The following is an 18,872-nucleotide window of genomic DNA, read 5'->3' as shown; positions in this document are numbered from 1 at the left end:
GTATCTTTCCAGACCTGACAGGTTTTATGCACGCCGTGATCAACCGAGTCGCGTGCAAGGGTGATGATTCTGACAGGGTCTGTCCACGCGGAAACCTGTCAGGTCTAAACTGAATCTTTCGTAAATTTTACTCCCAAAAAATTCATCCCCGCTGGTAGAAGTCCTACGATACAATTCTCCTGACTTCATCACTTGTATCCCATTCAACATTCTGCATTTTTCCAAGGTAAATTATGAAATCAAAATCTCGCTTTTTATATTTGTTGATAGGCGTTGCATTCATTCTGTCCGCTTGTGGAAATGGCACACCGACATCTGCGCCTGTGGATAGCACAACCGTCCCAAGCGGCGATTCTACTTCGGTCCCTGGCGATGACCTCACTCCCATTGACCTGCAAGTTGGTTACGGAGTCAAAGGCTCGTGGTTTGAGTTGTACTTCACCGATCCCGCCAATCCTTTTTCGTCACAAGGCACGGGTGGCGTGGATGGACCTTTGGTCAAGGCGATTGATAACGCGAAACTGAGCATTGATGTTGCGGCCTACAGTATCAGCTTGAACAGCGTCCGCTACGCGTTGATCAATGCACATGACCGCGGCGTGACCGTCCGTGCTGTTATGGAATCTGAGAACATGGACCGTTCCGATGTGCAGGCCATGCTCGAGGCAGGCATCCCGATCGTTGGTGATAACCAGCAAGGCTTGATGCACGATAAATTTATCGTCATTGACCGCTCCGAAGTTTGGATGGGTTCCATGAACTTTACCGACTCGGGTGCTTATGATGACAACAACAATGTGATGCGGGTCTTCTCCACAAAAGTGGCAGAAGATTATTCTGTTGAGTTCAAAGAAATGTTCGAAGATAATAAATTCGGGCCAGATGTCGTCGCCGAAACGCCGAACCCGAAGGTCACCATTGACGGTACGGAGTTGGAAGTATTCTTCTCACCGGATGACCACGTCCTCAATTCGTTATACGATGCTTTGAGCAAAGCCGAAAGCAGTATCTACTTCCTCGCCTATTCGTTCACGTCCAATGAGTTGGGCGATATTGTCCGTGAGAAAGCGGCGGAGGGTCTCACCGTAAAAGGTGTCATGGATGAGGAACAGATCGCGAGCAACACAGGTACCGAATATGATCCGTTCCTTCAAGCAGATCTGGATGTGAAGAAAGACGGCAATGAAGGCTTGATGCACCATAAGGTGTTCATCATCGATGAAAAGATCGTTGCGTTTGGTTCTTATAATTTCTCGAATAGCGCCGAAGAAAAGAACGATGAGAACCTCATCATTATCCATAACGAACAGATCGCCCAACAATATATGCAGGAATTCCAGCGCGTCTATTCTCACGCTCACGAGTGATACATCATGGACAATACACTAAAGCTACTTGCCATCTTTGCCCACCCTGACGATGAATCCATGGGGATGGGTGGTACGCTCGCCAAATATTCCGCCGAAGGAATTGAGACTCATCTCGTTTGCGCCTCACGCGGAGAACGAGGCTGGTTCGGCCCCGAGGAGCAGAATCCAGGTCCAGACCGACTCGGCCAAATCCGCACGAAGGAGTTGGAGAACGCGGTCAAAGAACTCGGCATGAGCGGCCTCCACTTTCTTGGTTATATTGATGGTGATGTGGACAATGCCGATCACACCGAAGCGATCAGCAAGATCGTCACACATATTCGGCGCATCAAGCCGCAAGTGATCGTGACATTCCCTCCCGACGGCAACTACGGTCACCCCGATCACATCGCCATCGGGCAATTTGCATCAGCGGCAATTGTCTGTGCGGCGGACGCGAATTACAAAGACGCAGAAGGCTCACCATCACATCGCGTTTCCAAACTCTACTACATGGTGGACGGCGAGAGCTTTATCAATCTTGTCGCACCCTTTATGGGCGATATGACCTTCCCTGTGGACGATCAATTGCGCGGTGAAGTCCCGTGGAAAGAATGGATGGTCACAACCCGCATTGAAATGGCTGAGCATTGCCACGCCGCGTGGCGGGTGATCCAATGCCACCAGAGTCAACTCCCAACACTTGGTGCTCTCGCTGAAATGCATGAAGATGCGGCGACAGCCGTCCTTGCCATGCAAGGGACTTTTTATCGGGCATTCAGTTTGGTCAATGGGGGAAGGAAAGTGGAAACTGATTTGTTTGAAGGTTTGCGATAAGAAAAAGGCCCTAAAGGTTTCTCAAACCTTTAGGGCCTTTTAGGTTCATCCTAAATTCTTCTTCATCGAAAATTTCATAGCCATCTTATACACTTTACTGAGTTTTTCGCTCAGCGCTTGTGCCTCAGGGTTGCCCTGTTCAGCGGCTTGGTCTACTTGTGCCACCAACCCGATCATGGCTTCCATCAATTGGTCATTGACCAGATCCTTGTTGGCTTCCAGCATCTGCTCAAGAGTGGCGTCATCGGGTGCATCCAACAGGTGCTCAATAAACTCCACTTCTGGTGGGGTAGATGCCTGCCGTAGGAACTCGATCATCTTTTGCAGTTTACCCATGCGGGCATAATCATTCTTTTCCGAAGCCTGACGTAACATCTGATTGGCAATGTCCACTACATCTTGTGTAATGTTCTGTGCGTTATCCTGTATGGCCTTGACCACATCATCTTGCGCAAGAATGCTTTCTACAAGGTCTTGCGCTTGCTTGTAGCGTGCTTCCATTTGCTTATCTATGTCACTGGTGTAAGAGAGCAATTTCTCGCGCATTGACTCGAACTTCGCTTTATCTTCGCTGGAAGCTTTTTCGATTTTCTCAGTGAGCAGTTGGAAGAACTGATAGTCCATGCCACCCCGAGCCAGGTTTACATAGGCACGCAAGCGGGCATCGGTTGGTGATTCAAGGACGATGTCCAGCAATTTCTCACGCGTCAATCCCTTGCCTACATCTTGCAATGTCTTGGTGGCAGCTTCCAGCTCGCCAACCGATTCCTTTAACTGACGGCCAAATTCGGTCTCTTCAAGGAGTTGGTCTTGCAAAGCGACCATGGATTGCGCGATCTGTTGCTGTCCGCTCCCTGCGGCGCTTTGCGCAAGGCGGCTGAATAAGGCAAAGAATTGTTCGTCGAACAAGTTAATGTTCTGCTTGATGATCTCGCTTCGCACGTCTTTCGAGCTGGCTTGAATCAGTCTCTCGATCACCTGCACGCGATCCTGTTGTTCTTTCAGCATTTCGGGTGTCACGCCGTCCTTGCCAAGGATCAACTTGATCATTGATTCATAGGAGAGGTTGGGAACAGGCTTGAGCAAATATCCTTTGCGTTTTTCAGCGGGCAGGCTTTCAGTCACTTTCTTGATGAGCGGGCCGAAAATTCTTTCCTGTTCGTTCAACGGCACGTTCAACTCGGGCGGGAAAAATGTGAGAAGTAATTCCTTATCATTATCGTGGTACACGATCGGGCTTGCCAGCCGCCCCTGATATCCGCAATGCGGACAGCGTGCAACATTCGAGCCGCCGCCGAGCAGTCTCTGCTTGGCTTGTGGGTCTTGCGTCACGTCAAAGAGTTGCTCAACGTTCGCCGCGATCATTTGACGGCAATTTGGACATGCGATTTGTGTTTGTGGCATTGTTAGAATTCCGATTTTTATTTTTTGGATTAAGTTCCGCTTCAGACTCAGGGTTGGCTGATTCAGTTCCGATGGATTTTACCACCCTGACAGCGTTCTCTTTTGCTCGCTCCAGAAAAGCTGGCTGAGTCCAAAGTACAAATTAACGTGGAAGGGAGAAACAGATCCTCGCACCCGAATCCAGCTTCGGGTTGTTGGTTGAAGCGGAAGGTGCGTCCGCCCAGATACGGCCGCCATGTGCTTCCACAATGGCACGTGCGAGGTAAAGTCCCAACCCTGCTCCTTTGGTGTTCTTGACAGCTTTCGTCGAACGATAGAAACGGTCGAAGATGTGTGGTAAGTCTTTGGCTTCGATGCCAGGCCCTTCATCTGAAACACAAATGATTACCTGTTCTGGGCGCACCTGTCCGCTGATCTTGATCTCGCCTTTTGCCGCATATTTGAGCGCATTCGATACGAGATTGGAGATGACTTGTTGGATGCGTGTTTCGTCTGCGAGGATGATGGGGAAGTTTTCGGGGAAGTCAGTGGTGATCGTGTGCTTATTCGTTTGTGTGGCGAAACGTTCAGCAATGCGTTTGGCAAGAATGGGTACTGAAACATCAGCACGGTTAAGACTCAGCCCACCTGCTTGCAAACGAGATGCATCGAGCAGATCATCGATCATCTTGCTGAGGCGATCTGCCTCCTCTTCGATGACGGCAAGCGAATCGCTGATCGTGGCTTTATCCCATTTGGCATCATCGCGCCGTAACGTGGATGCATATCCCTTGATGAGGGCGACAGGCGTACGAAGCTCATGACTGACGATTGAGATAAAGGTTGCCTTGATCTCGTCTGCTGTACGGAAGTGTGTGATGTCTCGTACGCTGACAACTATGTTCCTGATCCTTCCGTCTTGCGAGATCAATGGGGCGTACGTCACGCCAACAGGGAGTGGAGTAGGAAGGTCACGTTTGAGATCGCCTTCTACATACAAGGTGGCATTTGGGGTCAGTGGCCAGCCATTTGAGATCGCTTCTTTTAAAGTGGAACCTTGTGGATCTCCTGCCCACCGTATCACTTCATCGTGAGGAAGGTTGACGAGTTCGTCGTGTGTTTTTCCGTAGATACGTTCAAAGGCATCGTTGGCGCGTTCAATGGTGAAGTCTGCATTGAGGATCAAAATACCATCTGCGGCTGAGTCGAGGAGCGCGTCGAGGCGTTGTTTCTCAAAAGAGACTTGTCCATAGAGGCGGGCGTTGTATACGGCAATGGCGGCCTGGTCCGCAAAGGATTGGAGCAATATGCGATCGTTCTGTGTGAAGAGGTCGGGATAATTGCGGAAGATGAAAATGACGCCGATAACCTGTCCGTGTGCAGCGAGGGGTAGGGCTGTGCCATTGAGGAGTCCCATACTGGCTGTGTAGGTCAGCTCTTTCAACATACGGTTGAGCTCACGTACATCCAATTCGCGGACATTTTCTTCAGCCAACAGCGGAGTCAAATAGCTCAAGAACGCTGGAGCAATTCCATGGGCAGTTGCGACGCGCCAGCCATCCTGTTCTTTTAGGGCAATGAGTCCGGCCTGCCCCGCGAGCATTTCGATGGAAATTTTCAAAATGCGTGCCAGTAACTTTTCCAGATCAAGTTCCTGGGTGAGGGCGCGAGAAAGCTCAAGTAGGTAGTCACGTTGTCGAACGCGGAAATCGGGAAGCATGAAGGGATTTTATCACTGGGATATATACAAAATATAAGAAGAGTTATCTTGTTTGATATTGACCAAAAGAGGTGTAACTCGTGTGATTTATTATCGTCTTGTAATTCACTTTGCAAGAATGTAAGGGAAAATGACGGCTTTTTTTCGATCGTCTCGATAGTTGACAATTCAACTCCGAAACACTACAATCCTTACAGAAATGTAAAGTGGTAATTTTTATATGGCAATGTTGACTGGAAAGGTCTTGTAAATGAAAAGAAATTCTATAATTCCTAACGTGAAGTCTTACTTGCGGGGTGTGCTCCTGTTTGTATTGGCTTTTTCAATGGTCCTTTTTCCGCAAGGAGTTCAAGCTCAGACCCTTTCCTTTTCGGCTGAAATTAATAAGGAATTCTCCCCGATCTCTATTACATCTGGTGGAATATCCCGGTTGAGCGTTACTATATTCAACCCCAATTTGTTCCCGATGAGCAATGCTGCTTGGGCAGATAACCTGGTAGGTGTTCAGCCCGGTATTTCAATTGCGAACCCGGTTAATTTAACCAATACCTGCAATGGAACAGTCATTGCACCTGCAAACGGAACATCGCTATCACTAAGTGGCGGGAGTGTACCTGCCCAAGTTGGTTCAACACCCGGTTCCTGTACGGTTTCTATTGATGTAACATCAACGACGCCCGGCAACTTGATCAATACGATTCCCGCAAATGGATTGAGCGGTACAGGTGGAGACGGGACCATAACGAATACTACTCCCGCCAGCGCTACGTTGCGTGTGGGAACAGTTCAATCTCCATTAATTCAAAAATTGTTTACACCAAATACTATGTGGGTAGGGGAAACCAGCCAGTTAACTCTTGCAATCTATAATGCAGACCCTAATGTTGCTTTGACGCAAACAACGGTTACAGATAACCTTCCTGCAAACGTTGTTTTGGCGAACCCTGTTTCAGCAACGACTAATAGTTGCGGAGCTTCCGCTACATTGACAGCGATTAGCGGCTCTGGTTCGTTTACGTTGAATAATGCTGTTGTTGCTCCAGGTTCTGTATGTTTGATCACCGTGAATGTGACATCAACAACGCCTGGGGCATATGTCAATGCCATTCCTGTAGGTGCGGTTCAAACAGATCAAGGTGTGACGAACCAGGGACCGGCATTGGCTCCGCTTAATATTCAGGGAGTTGGGTTGGCGAAATCCTTTTCTCCTGAAAATTTTGAGGCGGGTAGTACGACTACTCTGACGATTACAGTTCAAAATCCGACATCCACGCCTCTTACTGGTGTAAATCTGTCCGATGTATTACCGGGAACTGTCCTAACAGTTGTGCCTGGTTCTGCTAATACAACCTGTGGTGGGACAGCATCCACCACCTTGCCGCGCACAGTCACTTTGACTGGAGGAACAGTCCCAGCTGGGACGACAACTACTCCGGGTACATGTACTATCACCGTTCAAGTCACAGCGCCTGCAAACGCAACAGCGGAATCTTTCTTAAATACGATTCCTGCAGGTGCAATGACAACAACCCAAGGGATTACAAATATACTTCCGGCGACCGCACCGGTTACCATTTACTCAACGGGTGCTGGCGTTGGCGCTCAGAAAACTTTTACCCCTGATACGATTCAACCTGGTGAAAATTCGCTGTTAACTATTACTGTTACAGCACCTGCAGATTCAAACCTGACGAACTTCTCTATTGTCGATAATCTTCCTGCAAATGTGACGATCAGTAATTCAAGCCCATCTTCTCTTTCTGCAAGTTGCGGCCCATCTGCTGTGCTTACGGCTGTTACTGGTTCTTCCAGCGTCTCTTTAACTAATGGGGCCATTCTTGCCGGGGCAACCTGCCAGATTAACGTGTATGTAACAAGCACAGTAGCGGGCGTTTATACAAATACTATTAACCCTGCCAATGTAAGTAATAATGAGGGACAAACCCTTCCAGGGCCGATTACCACAGATCTGACTGTTCAAGCAACGAGTGATTTTTCTGTCACTAAAGAGTTTACGCCCGATGTGGTAGGGCCTAATGGTATTTCTTTATTGACTATTTCTTTGACGAATACAAATAGTAGCCCACTGATCAATGTTTCATTGCTTGATACATTCCCTGGGGATGCTGTAAACGGTGTAGTGGTTGCACCTGTGCCAAACGCGACAACTACATGTGGAAGCGGAGTTATCACGGCGGTGCCGGGTGCTCAATCGATTAGTATGGCGGGCGGGACAATTCCAGCGCAAGTTGGAGCGATCCCCGGGTTATGTACGATCACGGTTAATGTGCAGGGTAGAGGGGCCGGTTCTGGTTTCAATACCATCCCGGTTGTAAATGTTAGTGGAACAATTCAAGGGACTAGTACAGTAATCAATCCAGTCGCTGATGCTGTGGCGCCTTTTACGATCACCGATCTTTCCATTGGTGTGGTGAAAGGCTTCAATCCCTTGACTGTATTCGGCGGTTCTGCTTCAACGATGAGTGTTCAACTTGTCAACCCAAACAATGCAGACCTGGTTGGAATCGCATTTACCGATAACATGCCAGCAGGAATGATCGTTGCTAACCCTGTTAATCCCTCTGTAGGGACATGCGGTGGTGCAATTTCTGCCACACCTGACGATGGATTTTTTAGCTTCAGCGGCGGCAGTCTGGCGCCATTTGAAAGTTGTACTCTGACCCTTAGTATCACCATGACGGTGAATGGCAATCTCACAAACACGATTCTCGCAAATGCTGTGACAACCACCAATGGCGCAAGGAATCCACAGCCCGCTGAGGCTTCCCTTACCAACTTGCCTGGTGCAAGCGTTAGTAAGTCATTTTCTCCCAACCCGATCAATACGGGCGAGTATTCGCTTTTGACGATTACTATTACAAACACAGGGAACATTCCTCTCACTGGTATGGGATTGAGCGATACTCTTCCTGGATTATTGCCAACAGGCCTAATGATTGCCGGGGCATCAGCTCCGGCACCTGTAAATAATTGTGGCGGAACATTAACTGCTGTAACAGGTAGCCAGAATATCCAACTTACAGGCGGATCTGTAGACGCCAGCTCTTCTTGTACGATTGTTGTGGCTGTAACAAGCAATGTACCCGGCTCTTATCAAAACATTATTCCTACAGGAAGCTTGAGCACTAGTGAAGGAGCAACCAATAACTCACCTGCTACTGATACATTAGTTGTGTTGTCTGCAGCTACTGCCTCGTTGGGCGATCTTGTCTGGAATGATCTGAATGCCGATGGTATTCAAGATGGTAGCGAGACTGGTATTGATGGTGTGACAGTAAACCTATATTCGAGCACCGGGACACTGATCGCAACGACCACAACATCAGGTGGCGGTTTATATCTATTCGATAATCTCACTCCGGGTGACTACTATGTTGAGTTTATCCCTCCGACTGGTTATGTGCTTAGCCCGCAGGATCAAGGCGGAAATGATGCAACAGACAGTGATGCCAACACCACAACCGGTATTACAGCAACAACCACTTTAGTTGCTGGCGAGAATGACCTAACTTGGGATGCTGGTGTATATCAACCAGCCTCGTTGGGTGACCGTGTTTGGAACGATCTGGATGCCGATGGCATTCAAGATGGTAGCGAGACTGGCATCGATGGCGTGACGGTGAACCTATATTCAAGCACAGGGACACTTGTTGCAACAACTACAACATCAGGTGGTGGGTTGTATTTGTTCGATAATCTCACTCCCGGTGACTACTATGTGGAGTTTATCCCTCCGACAGGTTATGTACTTAGCCCGCAGGATCAAGGTGGTAATGATGCGGCAGATAGCGACGCCAATACTACAACCGGTATTACAGCGACAACTACTTTGGTTGCTGGTGAGAACGACCTGACTTGGGATGCCGGTGTATTCCAACAACCACTAGCATCGTTGGGTGACCGCGTTTGGAACGATCTGGATGCCGATGGCATTCAAGATGGTAGCGAGACTGGTATTGATGGCGTAACGGTTAACCTATATTCAAGCACAGGGGCACTTGTCGCAACAACCACAACATCAGGTGGCGGTTTATATCTATTCGATAATCTCACTCCGGGTGACTACTATGTGGAGTTTATCCCTCCGACTGGTTATGTGCTTAGCCCGCAGGATCAAGGCGGAAATGATGCAACAGACAGTGATGCCAACACCACAACCGGTATTACAGCAACAACCACTTTAGTTGCTGGCGAGAATGACCTAACTTGGGATGCGGGTGTATATCAACCAGCCTCGTTGGGCGACCGTGTATGGAACGATCTGGATGCCGATGGCATTCAAGATGGTAGCGAGACAGGTATCGATGGCGTGACGGTGAACCTATATTCAAGCACAGGGACACTTGTTGCAACAACCACAACATCAGGTGGTGGCTTGTATCTGTTTGATAACCTTACCCCGGGTGATTACTATGTGGAATTTATCCCTCCGACTGGCTATGTGCTTAGCTCACAGAATCAAGGTGGAGACGATGCGGCTGACAGCGATGCAAACACCACAACAGGTGTAACTGCTACAACCACATTGACATCCGGTGAGAACGATCTGACTTGGGATGCAGGTGTACATCAACCATTAGCTTCATTAGGTAACTTCGTATGGAACGACCTCGATGCCGATGGTATTCAAGATAGCGGCGAAGCTGGTATCAATGGCGTGACTGTCCGACTCCATGCCAGTGATGGAACCGTGATTGCAACTACAACCACGACGAACGGCGGTCAATATCTGTTCAGTAATCTCATTCCTGGCGATTATTACGTGGAGTTTGTGGCCCCTACAGGATATTTATTCAGCCCGCAGAATCAAGGCGGCGACGATACAGCAGATAGCGATGCCAATACCACAACTGGCGTAACCGCTACGACGACGCTGATTGCTGGTGAGAATGACCTGACTTGGGATGCAGGTGTATTCCAACAGCAGAACGCAAGTAGTGCAAACAAGACCATTACTGACACTAATTTGGATGCAACCACCGGAACAAATGTTGCCATTGGTGAAATTGTCACGTATCAGGTGAGTGTCGTTGTTCCTCGAGGCAGCTTTACCAACTTCCAACTTGTGGACACAATGGAGCGTGGACTTGCCTTTGTAGGATGTGACTCTATCGACTCTACGGGTCTGACGACCGATGTGGTTGGTTCTTTCACCCAAATCTGTGCCAACCCGACAGCGGATAATACGGGCCAGCCTGTGGATGTCGATCGCATTGTTACATTCAATTTTGGTACATTGTCAAATAACGGACAGTCCGATGCGACGCTGACAGTAACTTACCGTGCCATTGTTCTCAATGTTGGCACAAATGAAGACGGTACGACATTGAACAATTCTGCTGCGTTTAGTTGGACTGGTGGTAGTACTACTCCGGCGCAGGTCAATGTGACTATCGTTGAACCGGACCTTCAAATCGAGAAAACTGCGAACGTCAATTTCATTGCTAATGGTTCAGAAGCCACGTTTACCCTTACCATCTCGCATACGACGAATAGCTCAACGGATGCCTTTGACGTGGTTGTTACAGATATTCTGCCAACCGGCTTGGACTACATCGCCGGTTCAATTGATTGTACAATCGGCGCACAAGACCCAGTTGAATGTACATTTGATAATTCCAATCCAGCACAACCGACCATCCGTGCCAGATGGGATGTCTTTACACGTAATGGTGGCAACGGCCAGGTTCGTTTCCGTGTGATTGGCAATGCGTCCATCCCTGCGAATGGAAGTGTGACTAATATTGCTAACGTCGAATGGTCAAGCATGCCCGGTGACCAAACTACACCGACATCCTTCTCTAATCCTGCCAATATATTTGCTACAGAAAGATATTACGATCCAGCTGACCCACAAGACCTGATCAATGTGTATGATGATAGTGACACGTTCACGCTGACACGTTTGGGTAGCGGCGGTGGAGGGGGAGGTGGTGGTACTACTAGTAACCCACGACCACCTGTTGTTGCAGGCGCCTTCCTCATCCCTGTCACAGGCTTTGCGCCAAACCAGGTCACGGTATTAGATCGTGCATCGCAACAAGCATATAGCCCGACCGGTCTAACGATCGAGATTCCTGTGATCAACGTAAAGGCTGGAATCTCTGGTGTTGCGCTGAAGGATGGGAACTGGGACGTGTCCTGGTTGCAGGATCAGGCCGGATGGTTGGAAGGAACCGCATATCCCACTTGGGAAGGGAACAGCGTTCTGACCGCACATTCAGTCAACAAGGATGGCAAGGCTGGAGTATTTTCCAGACTTAAATCTGTGAAGAGCGGTGAGTATATCTTTGTCTACAACAACGGATATCGTTACACCTATAAAGTTGTGTCGAATACAGCGGTTAAGCCGAATGACATTTCAGTGCTTGCGCATGAGGAAAAGCCATATCTTACGCTCGTCACCTGCGACAATTATGATGAGAAGAGCGGTACATATCTGAACCGTATTGTTGTCCGTGCGCTTCTTGTGGATGTGAGCCGTATAAAATAAGATTTGTTTCCTGAAGTAAAAAGGCGGCGGTCATTTCAAAATGACCGCCGCCTTTTCGTTTGAGTACTTCGATGTCTTATTCTTTTTCTGCCATCGTGATTACGCCCTCTAAGATCTCCAAAGCTTCGTCCATCTCTGCTTTTGTGATGCACAGCGGCGGTGCAAGGCGGATCACGGATTTACCGCAACCGAGCAGTAACAACCCATGTTCAAAGGCAATATCTTCGATCCTGTTGCGGAGTTCTTCGTTGGCTTCTTTGGTGTTTCTATCTTTTACAAATTCAATGCCTATCATCAAGCCTTTGCCACGCACATCACCGATGGATGTGTGGCGTGCTTGGATTTCTTGTAATGCTTCCAGCGTATATTGACCGACCTCTTTTGCGTTATCAAGGTATTGTTCTTCGATCAACTCGATCGTTGCCAGCGAAGCGGCGCATGAGATGGGATTTCCGCCATATGTGTTGCCGTGGACTCCTTTCGGCCAGTCCATTACGGATTCTCGCGCGATACATGCGCCCAATGGCAACCCTGAAGCGATACCTTTTGCTGATGTGATGATGTCGGGTTCCACGCCCCAATGTTCGATGGCCCACCATTTGCCGGTGCGCCCCATGCCGCTTTGCACTTCATCTGTGATCAACAGGATACCGTATTTATCGCAGAGTTTGCGAAGCGCAGGGAAGAAACCGTCCGGCGGTACGAGGTATCCGCCTTCGCCTTGAATGGACTCGACCAAGATGCCTGCGACCTCATCGCCGGGTACGTTATGCGCGAACACTTCCTCTTCGATGTAACGGACAACGGTCTCGCCATAATCTTCACCTTTTTTACGTTCCAATATCGGGCGATACGGATCAGGGAATGGCACATGCGTCACGCCTGGCATCAATGGATAAAACCCGCGGTGATAGTGTGGCTTACTGGCTGTGAATGCCACCGAGCCCATTGTGCGCCCATGAAAGGCGCCAGAGAACCCAATGAAGTTATGTCGTTTGGTTTTGAATTTTGCGAGTTTGATCGCCGTCTCAACCGCTTCGGTTCCCGAATTGGTCAAAAAGGTTTTTGCATTTTCTTTGAACGGCGCGATCTCATCCAACTTCTCGCTCAAGCGGATCCAACTCTCATGATAAAAATCGGATGAAATGTGCAGAAATTTTTCAGCTGTTTCTTGCACAGCCTTTACAACTTTTGGGTTGGTGTGGCCTGTTGAAACAACAGCAATGCCGCCCATCATATCGATAAAACGGTTGCCATCTGGGTCCCATACTTCAACGCCTTTGCCGTGATCCATCACGAATGGATATCCGCGTGGATAGGACGATGAAACCACTTTCTTATCGCGTTCGATCATAGCCAGAGACTTGGGCCCTGGGACATTTAACTTATTCATTTGTACTCCTTCTTTGGATGTTGGAACGGTAAAACAGAAGCTAGGTTGCTAACTCCAACTTGATAAACGTTTCGTGACGAAATGCCACGCGGCTTTCTCAGCCGAAAGCTGTTTCTGTTTAACGGACCTTATACATCCCTGTCGGCTGTCCACCACTTCGTCGCCATCCACAGAGGAGGTGTGTATAGTCTTGCCTTGCACATAACTAGATACTTTGCATTCGTGCCAAGGCGAGCGCGCCGAGCAGACCGGCGTCATCGCCCAATGCGGCTTGTGTGATCGTGAGGTCGTTCAAGTATTCCTGATGGAATACATTCTCACGCAGGCTTTCTTCGAACGGCTTGAATAATAGATCGCCAACTTGTGATACCCCGCCACCGAACACCAAAATGGACGGGTCGAAGACTGCGAGGAAATTCGCCACGGCCATGCCCAGATACTTCCCTGCGCGTGTAAAGCCTTCGATCGCAAGCGGATCGCCCTCTCGTGCCGCATCGGCTATTTGCGCGGCAGACAGGCTCGGGTCCGTTGGAAGCGATGTTTTTCGTCCCGCATTGATCTGTTCTTTGACGTAGCGCGCGATGGCAGGACCGGAGGAAAATGCTTCGATGTGTCCGCGATGGCCGCACCCGCAAAGAGGACCGTTGGGGTCTATCAGCATGTGACCGAGTTCAGCGCCCATGCCGCGATACCCTTGGAGAAGGTGGTTATTGCTGATGACGCCACCGCCGATGCCAGTGCTGATCGTGAGGTATACGAGGTCGTGATGCCCGCGCCCGGCTCCGAATTGCCATTCGGCCAGACCGGCCATGTTGGCATCGTTATCCAAGCGGACCGGCACGCCGAAGTGCTCAGAAAGTTTGGGGCCGAGTGGGAAGTTCTTCCACTCGGGAATGTTGGGCGTATCGTGGATAACTCCGGTGTGTGGGTCAAGCGGGCCGGGCGAAGCAATGCCGATGGCATCCACCTTGCCTTCTTGCCAGATGGTTTCAATGGCTTTGACAAGACGGTCAAATGTTCCGGGCGTATGTGCCAGAGACTTGGTTTTGTGTTGTGCAATGGGAGTAGTGCTGGCTGACTCATAAGCGGCAACGCGGATGTGCGTTCCGCCGATATCGATGGCTATAGTTTGGCTCATACCCGCAATTATAACGGGAAAGCGGGCTTGAAGTAGATAAACAGATGATGGGCGCTATCCGTTTCCCATCTGTTCTTGATTTGTGCTAAACTCCTCGCGAGAGATGAAAATGAATTCAAAACAAGATAACTTTCTAAGAAACCTGAGAGAGATCGGGCGTTGGTTTGCGCCGGGGTTGGGCGTCAAGCGTTGGTATTTTGTGACCTTGGCTGGCGTCACTATGTTAGGGGTGGGGCTGGCGATGTTTCTTCTTGAACTATACCGAACCGATTCGACCAACCCTTCGCTTTTGACCTTTCTTTCGGTGGCGTCGCTCCGTTTTTTGCCGCGTTTTCTACGCGTTTTGATATTCGGTGGGTTGGGCGTCTGGCTGGTCGCCTACGGGATCTGGAAAAGTAATGCATCACTGTTGCGCCCTTACGTCCGCCCGGGTCATGCGGTTGTGGATGAACTCACCAATTACCGTCTCCGCCAACGTGGACCGCACATCGTAACCATCGGCGGTGGACATGGCCTCGCCACGCTTCTTCGTGGATTGAAGCTGTATTCTCGAAACCTGACAGCGGTCGTCACTGTAGCAGATGATGGCGGGTCGTCTGGCCTTTTGCGCGAAAGCTTTGGCATCCTACCGCCGGGGGATATTCGCAATTGTCTGGCGGCCCTATCAAACGACGAGCAGATGCTTACGCAACTTTTTCAATACCGTTTTAGCGGCGCAGGGAATTTAGATGGACACTCTTTTGGGAATTTGTTCATCACGGCTTTGGCTGAAATTACTGGCAGTTTCGAAAGTGCGGTGGCTGAATCAGGTAAGGTATTGTCCGTCAGCGGGCGGGTACTACCGTCCACTTTGCATAATGTGAAGCTGGTCGCAGATATGCAACTGCCTCATTCGCCGAATCAGGTTCGGGTGGAGGGAGAGAGCCGAATCCCTAAAATGGCAGGCAGGGTTAGCCGTGTTTGGCTGGAGCCGAACGACGCACCGGCCTATCCGCCAGTCATCAAAGCATTATTACGCGCTGATATGATCGTAGTGGGGCCGGGAAGTTTGTATACCAGCCTTCTCCCAAACCTATTGGTGCATGACCTATTTGGTGCAATTCAGGCCAGTCGTGCCGTCAAAGTATATGTAAGCAACATCGCCACACAGACGGGTGAAACGGACCTGCTGGTTTCGTGTTATGACCATGTGCGTGCCCTTGAGGAGCATGTGGGCGACCGTCTGTTTGACGTGGTGTTGTGCAATGACAACTACGGTGGCCAGTTGAATGACGATTCGCAGTGGGTGCGGGTTGATGAAAAGACCTTGTCTGATTCGCGCGTCCGCTGTGCCGACCTTGTGGATGAGGGGCATCCCTGGCGACATGACTCAAAAAAGCTGGCTGAAACCCTGTCCCAGATCCTGGATGAGTATACCGGGCCTTTGGAATAATGTTACATTTGTCATTATTTATTCTTAGTCGCGCGTGTGATAAAATAGTTCGTGTAAAATGTACACATCCAATATGAAAAGCCATAGGGGTTACCCTATTGTGCGTACATCATCATAATTACTTCGGAGGAAGAAATGACAGTAAAAGTAGGTATTAACGGATTTGGTCGTATCGGCCGCCAGGTTCTCAAGGCGATCCGCGATATGTATCCAAATGAATTGGAAGTCGTTGCGTTCAACGACATCGGCGACATGAAGACCATGGGTCATTTGCTCAAGTACGATTCAACTTACGGACGTTTTAACGGCACAGTTGAAGTTTTGGAAGATGCATTGTTGATCGATGGTAAGAGAGTCAAAGTTTTCAAGGAAACCGATCCTGCCGCCATCAAGTGGAGCGAACTTGGCATCGATATTGTCATTGAGTCGACCGGTTTGTTCACCATCAAGGAAGACGGCGTGAACAAGAAGGGTAAAGTTGTCAAAGGTGCTGTGAATCACATCACCTCTGGTGGCGCCAAGAAAGTCATCATTTCTGCTCCTGCAGAAGGCGAAGACCTGACCGTTGTATTGGGCGTCAACGAAGACAAATACGATGCATCCAAGCATCATGTAGTTTCGAACGCTTCCTGCACCACCAACTGCTTGGCTCCTGCCGCTAAAGTTGTGCATGACCAACTCACCATCAAGCGCGCTTTCATGACCACCATTCACTCGTACACCAACGATCAGAAGGTGCTCGATATGCCGCATTCTGACCTGCGCCGCGCTCGCGCTTCCGGTTTGAACATCATCCCGACCACTACCGGCGCCGCCAAGGCTGTTGCGTTGGTTATCCCTGACCTCAAGGGCAAGTTCGATGGATATTCCTTGCGCGTCCCGACCCCGACCGTCTCTGTTGTCGATTTCACCGCTGAAGTTGAAAAAGAGACCACCACGGAAGAACTGCGCCAGATGTTCCGTGATGCCGCCAAGCAACCCCGCTTCAAGGGTGTCCTCGAAGCCGTGGACGAACCCTTGGTCAGCATGGACTTCAAAGGCAGTTCCTATAGCTCCTCTGTTGACCTGCCCTTCACCTCTGTTTTGGGCAAGGACAAGAGCAACTTCATCAAAGTCGTCACTTGGTACGATAATGAATGGGGTTATTCCTGCCGCACCGCAGATCTCGCGGCGTTGATGGCGAAGAGCCTGTAGTAGAAGGTAATTTGTAAACAAGTAGACAGGTACACAAGTCCTTCAAGATCTGTGTACCTGTTTCTATGTATACCTGTTTACATGTAGAGGAAACATGAACAAGAAAACTGTAAAAGATATTGACCTCAAGGGTAAACGCGTCTTTATGCGCGTGGATTTCAACGTGCCGATGGCTGACGGAAAAGTCACCGATGATAAACGTATCAAGGCCGCATTGCCGACCATTCAATACGTTCTCGATCAGGGAGCCTCACTCCTGCTTGCGAGTCATTTGGGACGCCCCAAGGGCGGTCCATCCGCGGAGTTCAGCCTGGGCGCCGCTTCGGAAGCCTTATCTGCGCTGTTGAATCGTCCTGTGAAGATGGCGCCAGATTGCGTTGGCCCCGAAGTAGAAGCGATGGCGAAAGCCTTGAAACCCGGCGAAGTCATCATGCTGGAGAATACCCGCTTCCATGCTGGCGAAGAGAAAAATGATCTCGAGTTGGCAAAGAAAATGGCGGCGTTGGCAGACGTCTATGTGAATGACGCGTTCGGTTCCGCGCATCGTGCTCATTCCTCCACGGAAGGCATTGCGCGCTTCCTGCCTGCTGTCTCTGGCTTCCTGATGGAACAAGAATTGGAATATCTCGGGCGCGCAGTTGCGAATCCTGAACATCCGTATGTAGCTATTTTGGGCGGCGCGAAGATCAGTGACAAGATCCTTGTTGTTGAAACCCTGCTCTCCAAATGCGATAAGTTGATTATCGGTGGTGGTATGGCGAACACCTTCCTCACCGCACAGGGACTGAACATGCAAGACAGTCTTGTGGAAGAAGCCTCCATCGAAATTGCCAAAGGTATTTTGGCAAAATCTGGCAGCAAGTTGATCCTGCCTGTGGATGCAGTCATTGCTGACAAATTCGATGCGGAAGCGAACACACAGGTTGTGGATGTGAAAGCCATTCCTGCCGGTTGGCGCATGTTGGATGTGGGCCCCAAGACCATCGAGTTGTACAAGGCCGCATTGAGCGATGCCAAGCTCGTAGTGTGGAATGGGCCAGTGGGCGTTTTCGAAATGCCCAAGTTCGCCGAAGGGACATTTGCCCTTGCGAAAATGCTGGCTGAATCCAAGGCCATCACCGTCATCGGTGGCGGCGATAGCGCCAGTGCGGTCAAGAAAGCCGGCGTTGCCAAGCAGATGACTCACGTCTCTACTGGCGGTGGCGCTTCACTTGAATTCCTCGAAGGAAAAGAATTGCCCGGCGTTGCGGCATTGCAAGATAAATAAAATACGATTTGATTGTGAATGGAGCAGAAGGAGCAATATCTTTCTGCTCCACTTTTTATATGTATGGGTTTTGAAATTAGAGGAAAAATGGAAAACCAGGTTTTGGTAGAAGAAAAGCCAGCAAATAAGAATCGAACGTTGATCATAGTAGTTGTTGCAATAATTGTCCTTTGTTGTTGCTGTATTGTGGCGGCAGGTGCGGGGTACTATTTTTTCAGGGCGAATGGTTCCACCACCGTATTCCCCCCGACACAGCCAGAAGATTCGGTTATTAGTTCTGATGGCCCTCCTGCGGGCGGTTTAGGCAACGACATTCTCAAGAATGACACTTGGAATGTGATCGTACCTGCCTCGATCGGTTTAGGTTGTGATCAGCCCTTGAGCTCAAGCTCGACGATTGAAGTACTTCAACAACCAGATGCCAATGGCGTTTGGTTCGAAAAATGGACCGTAGTTTGCGCTTCGGGTGACGAATATCCTTTCGAAGTGCAATACACGCTTGATGCCACAGGCGCCTCGTACAATATTAAGCCATTGCAATAAATGATACCAATTTTGCTTTGTTGTGATTTTTGTGCCGTGTTGTCATGTAAAATATAAAAGACATTAAGTTCAGACCGTGTGATGTAAGTCTGAATGCGAAAC

Annotated in this window: 11 protein-coding genes; 7 read left to right on the top strand and 4 right to left on the bottom strand. The window is 49.5% G+C overall.

Going from position 1 to position 18,872, the window contains the following annotated elements; genetic code table 11:
• The first annotated feature begins 233 nt into the window (after positions 1-233).
• Both IPP66_19525 and IPP66_19520 read left to right on the top strand, forming a co-directional pair.
• Positions 234-1,367 carry a DUF1669 domain-containing protein gene (locus IPP66_19525; GenBank protein MBK9927465.1) on the top strand — a complete coding sequence of 378 codons (1,134 nt, stop codon included), beginning with the start codon at positions 234-236 and terminating at the stop codon, positions 1,365-1,367.
• 6 nt (positions 1,368-1,373) lie between these two features.
• Positions 1,374-2,186, top strand: a complete 813-nt coding sequence (locus tag IPP66_19520; GenBank protein MBK9927464.1) for a PIG-L family deacetylase — start codon at positions 1,374-1,376, stop codon at positions 2,184-2,186.
• A gap of 45 nt (positions 2,187-2,231) precedes the next feature.
• Here IPP66_19520 and IPP66_19515 read toward each other — a convergent pair whose 3' ends face one another.
• Positions 2,232-3,590, bottom strand: coding sequence for a hypothetical protein (locus IPP66_19515; GenBank protein MBK9927463.1), 1,359 nt, complete (start codon positions 3,588-3,590; stop codon positions 2,232-2,234).
• A gap of 142 nt (positions 3,591-3,732) precedes the next feature.
• On the bottom strand, positions 3,733-5,289 hold the full coding sequence (locus IPP66_19510) for a PAS domain-containing protein (protein ID MBK9927462.1): 1,557 nt from the start codon (positions 5,287-5,289) through the stop codon (positions 3,733-3,735).
• A gap of 250 nt (positions 5,290-5,539) precedes the next feature.
• Here IPP66_19510 and IPP66_19505 point away from each other — a divergent pair, with 250 nt between their 5' ends.
• On the top strand, positions 5,540-11,803 hold the full coding sequence (locus IPP66_19505; protein MBK9927461.1) for a sortase: 6,264 nt from the start codon (positions 5,540-5,542) through the stop codon (positions 11,801-11,803).
• A 76-nt stretch (positions 11,804-11,879) separates the two neighbouring features.
• Here the strand turns inward: IPP66_19505 and IPP66_19500 are convergent, their stop codons facing one another.
• Positions 11,880-13,196 (bottom strand): acetyl ornithine aminotransferase family protein, encoded by a 1,317-nt coding sequence (locus IPP66_19500; GenBank protein MBK9927460.1) that lies wholly within the window; start codon positions 13,194-13,196, stop codon positions 11,880-11,882.
• 205 nt (positions 13,197-13,401) lie between these two features.
• Complete coding sequence (locus IPP66_19495; GenBank protein ID MBK9927459.1) at positions 13,402-14,334, bottom strand: ROK family protein; 933 nt, start codon at positions 14,332-14,334, stop codon at positions 13,402-13,404.
• Between the two features lie 109 nt (positions 14,335-14,443).
• Here IPP66_19495 and IPP66_19490 point away from each other — a divergent pair, with 109 nt between their 5' ends.
• From IPP66_19490 to IPP66_19475, 4 genes are all read left to right on the top strand, one after another.
• Positions 14,444-15,766: a YvcK family protein gene (locus IPP66_19490; protein MBK9927458.1), complete on the top strand. Its 1,323-nt coding sequence runs from the start codon at positions 14,444-14,446 to the stop codon at positions 15,764-15,766.
• Positions 15,767-15,901: 135 nt separating this feature from the next.
• Complete coding sequence (gap, locus tag IPP66_19485) at positions 15,902-16,960, top strand: type I glyceraldehyde-3-phosphate dehydrogenase (protein ID MBK9927457.1); 1,059 nt, start codon at positions 15,902-15,904, stop codon at positions 16,958-16,960.
• Positions 16,961-17,054: 94 nt separating this feature from the next.
• Positions 17,055-18,227 (top strand): phosphoglycerate kinase, encoded by a 1,173-nt coding sequence (locus IPP66_19480; GenBank protein ID MBK9927456.1) that lies wholly within the window; start codon positions 17,055-17,057, stop codon positions 18,225-18,227.
• Positions 18,228-18,314: 87 nt separating this feature from the next.
• A complete protein-coding gene (locus IPP66_19475; protein ID MBK9927455.1) occupies positions 18,315-18,770 on the top strand; it encodes a hypothetical protein in 456 nt (151 codons plus the stop codon).
• Positions 18,771-18,872: the final 102 nt, after the last annotated feature.

This window comes from Candidatus Defluviilinea proxima (genome assembly GCA_016721115.1).
Taxonomy (GTDB): domain Bacteria; phylum Chloroflexota; class Anaerolineae; order Anaerolineales; family Villigracilaceae; genus Defluviilinea; species Defluviilinea proxima.
The sequence above is the reverse complement of the archived record's forward strand: the minus strand, read 5'-3'. Positions and strand labels throughout refer to the sequence as shown.

Coding starts and splice junctions, on each gene's coding strand:
- IPP66_19525 (MBK9927465.1), top strand. CDS start 234: ATGAAATCAAAATCTCGCTTTTTATATTTGTTGATAGGCGTTGCATTC.
- IPP66_19520 (MBK9927464.1), top strand. CDS start 1,374: ATGGACAATACACTAAAGCTACTTGCCATCTTTGCCCACCCTGACGAT.
- IPP66_19515 (MBK9927463.1), bottom strand. CDS start 3,590: ATGCCACAAACACAAATCGCATGTCCAAATTGCCGTCAAATGATCGCG.
- IPP66_19510 (MBK9927462.1), bottom strand. CDS start 5,289: ATGCTTCCCGATTTCCGCGTTCGACAACGTGACTACCTACTTGAGCTT.
- IPP66_19505 (MBK9927461.1), top strand. CDS start 5,540: ATGAAAAGAAATTCTATAATTCCTAACGTGAAGTCTTACTTGCGGGGT.
- IPP66_19500 (MBK9927460.1), bottom strand. CDS start 13,196: ATGAATAAGTTAAATGTCCCAGGGCCCAAGTCTCTGGCTATGATCGAA.
- IPP66_19495 (MBK9927459.1), bottom strand. CDS start 14,334: ATGAGCCAAACTATAGCCATCGATATCGGCGGAACGCACATCCGCGTT.
- IPP66_19490 (MBK9927458.1), top strand. CDS start 14,444: ATGAATTCAAAACAAGATAACTTTCTAAGAAACCTGAGAGAGATCGGG.
- gap (MBK9927457.1), top strand. CDS start 15,902: ATGACAGTAAAAGTAGGTATTAACGGATTTGGTCGTATCGGCCGCCAG.
- IPP66_19480 (MBK9927456.1), top strand. CDS start 17,055: ATGAACAAGAAAACTGTAAAAGATATTGACCTCAAGGGTAAACGCGTC.
- IPP66_19475 (MBK9927455.1), top strand. CDS start 18,315: ATGGAAAACCAGGTTTTGGTAGAAGAAAAGCCAGCAAATAAGAATCGA.